Annotated in this window: 3 protein-coding genes; 1 reads left to right on the top strand and 2 read right to left on the bottom strand. The window is 46.3% G+C overall.

Features of this window, described 5'->3' with window-relative positions; all coding sequences use genetic code 11:
* The first annotated feature begins 272 nt into the window (after positions 1-272).
* The gene (locus Xbed_RS18455; RefSeq protein WP_086114279.1) at positions 273-785 is read left to right on the top strand and encodes a C2H2-type zinc finger protein; all 513 of its coding nucleotides are present in this window, start codon (positions 273-275) and stop codon (positions 783-785) included.
* 37 nt (positions 786-822) lie between these two features.
* On the opposite strand, the gene Xbed_RS18450 is transcribed toward Xbed_RS18455, so the two are convergent.
* Positions 823-1,272 carry a lysis protein gene (locus tag Xbed_RS18450; protein ID WP_086114278.1) on the bottom strand — a complete coding sequence of 150 codons (450 nt, stop codon included), beginning with the start codon at positions 1,270-1,272 and terminating at the stop codon, positions 823-825.
* A 10-nt stretch (positions 1,273-1,282) separates the two neighbouring features.
* Positions 1,283-1,858 (bottom strand): phage antirepressor N-terminal domain-containing protein, encoded by a 576-nt coding sequence (locus Xbed_RS18445; protein ID WP_086114277.1) that lies wholly within the window; start codon positions 1,856-1,858, stop codon positions 1,283-1,285.
* Positions 1,859-2,069 lie beyond the last annotated feature (211 nt).

Here is a 2,069-nt window from a genome sequence, read left to right as displayed (position 1 = left end):
GCTCGATGTGAAAGGAAACATGTCATGGCTCATACAGGCAGACGGCGATAACCCGGCGCAAATAAAAATGCCGCCAATCCGTGTGCGTTGGGTACGCGGCGGGAACGGAGGGGCAGCATGGGTTATTGATATTCCTTTAGCCACTCAAGGGAATGGGTAAAGAAATATTGCCTTTATTTTCAAATGGTCAGTAATGGTTAAGTATTATTCGCTTGTTATTTGTTTCGAATAAGATTAGGTGTTGTTGCAAATATGTTTTAGTGGAGGTAGTTATGCCTGGATCATATATCTGCGATATTTGCCAGAAATCGTTTGGTACACGCCATAGTTTAAACATGCATAAACGGGTTCATACAAATAACAGACCTTTTATTTGTGACGTTTGCCTGGCACCCTTTAAAAACCAGCACCATTTAAAGGGCCATAAACTATCAAAGCATGGCGGATCATTACCAACTCAAAGCCCTCAACCCGTCTCTTCTGGGTTCAACCCACAATTTCAACCATCGAATGTATCGACAGGAGATCAACCGGGCACTTCAGGTCTTTCCCGTACTCAAGCTGGCAGCCCAATAAGGCATCAGGGACAACAGCAACACACTCAACCAGCCCAAGTCAGCGGAGCCACTAGCTTCCAGAGAACAACTCATCCTCGCCCTGCTCCTTATTTTCCTGCACAACCCCATGTGGACCTATACCCGCAATATTATCCAACTTACCAAGAAGACGATGGTTACCTCCACGTCTACGATCCCAAAACAGGGCGTTTCCCTAAGAGGTCTTAGAGTAAGTGATGATCCTCAGCCCCTGAGTCCTAGGGGCTTACCGACACTGCGCCCTAACATATTCCTGCAACCCCAGTATCATTTGTTCAGAGGTGGCAATGCGTTCTCTGAGTAGCCAATAATTTCGGATAGCGGAGTCTGTAGGTCGGGCGGTGGCTGCATCATCCACGCCGGAGGGGGCAGGGGTTTTAAGCACTGGACACTTGGCTTTAATGAACACCCGCTCAGGGTGAGCAAGAGAAGCAGTGTGCAGCTCATCGATTTTACTCTTGGCATTCGTCAGCTCCTGAGTGTGTTTAATGTCCAGTTCTGCAAGGCGCCTAATTCGCTCTTGCTGGGTGGTGTTGATGGCGACTTGTTCCTGATACTGTAGTTGTAATCTAGCGTATGCTTCGGCTTTGTCCTGATACTTACCGTGGTAGAACCAGAACAAGCCAGAAACAATCACCAAAGCACCGAGAGTGAAGTACTGGCTGTTAAGTTTCATGTCATTCGCCTTATTCGGTGCGCGTTGTTTTACCTTTCCCTATTTCAGCCCAAACAAAATCAAGGAACAAATCAGCCGCCTGAGCTGCGAGGTTATTGATCTTGATCTCATGCTCTGGTTTGACCTTCTTCCATTCGTTGAGGCCAGTGCCAAACACACTGGCGATTTGTTTATCTCTCTTTAATTCAGCACACGCCTGATTCAGGTCTTCCATAACACTGCGCTTGCGGGGATTAACAGCGATACCCTTTGTCCAGTATTCATAAAGCGCATCGTCGCACTCATTTTGATAACGGATAACTTTATCTCTGATCGATGCTTTAACTCTGCTTGGATTGATGGTTGCTAACCAGCCAACAAGTTTACGCAGAGCAAGGCAGACTACATCTCTATGCTGTTTATCTCCGGGAAGCTGCATTGTGATATTCACAACGCAGGTACTAAACCTTTGTTTTATCTTGGTGTATTGTGAAGCCCAATCCATCCCCATACCTTCAACAATGGGTTTCATTGGCACATAGGGTTCATTGTTGTGCTCCACAACATAAAGTTCATCGTCATAAAAAGGGACTGTAATTGTATTCATCTTGCGTATACCTATAGAAATTAGAGCCTGCTGACATAGAAATACCGCCCTGAGAGAGGTCGCCACCCAGCGATAGTTCTCAGGCTCTATTTCTATAAGCTCTCAGTTGGATTTTGCGCATGTCAGTGCGCAGATAAAAAGAAGCCCCGCAAAGGCGAGGCTCGGAATTCAAATTAAGCTGTAGGCTTTTTCGAATGTTTCGTCGGGGTAA

Origin of the sequence: Xenorhabdus beddingii (genome assembly GCF_002127545.1) — a bacterium.
GTDB classification, from domain to species: Bacteria; Pseudomonadota; Gammaproteobacteria; order Enterobacterales; family Enterobacteriaceae; genus Xenorhabdus; species Xenorhabdus beddingii.
This window is presented reverse-complemented; position numbering and strand designations above follow the sequence as displayed.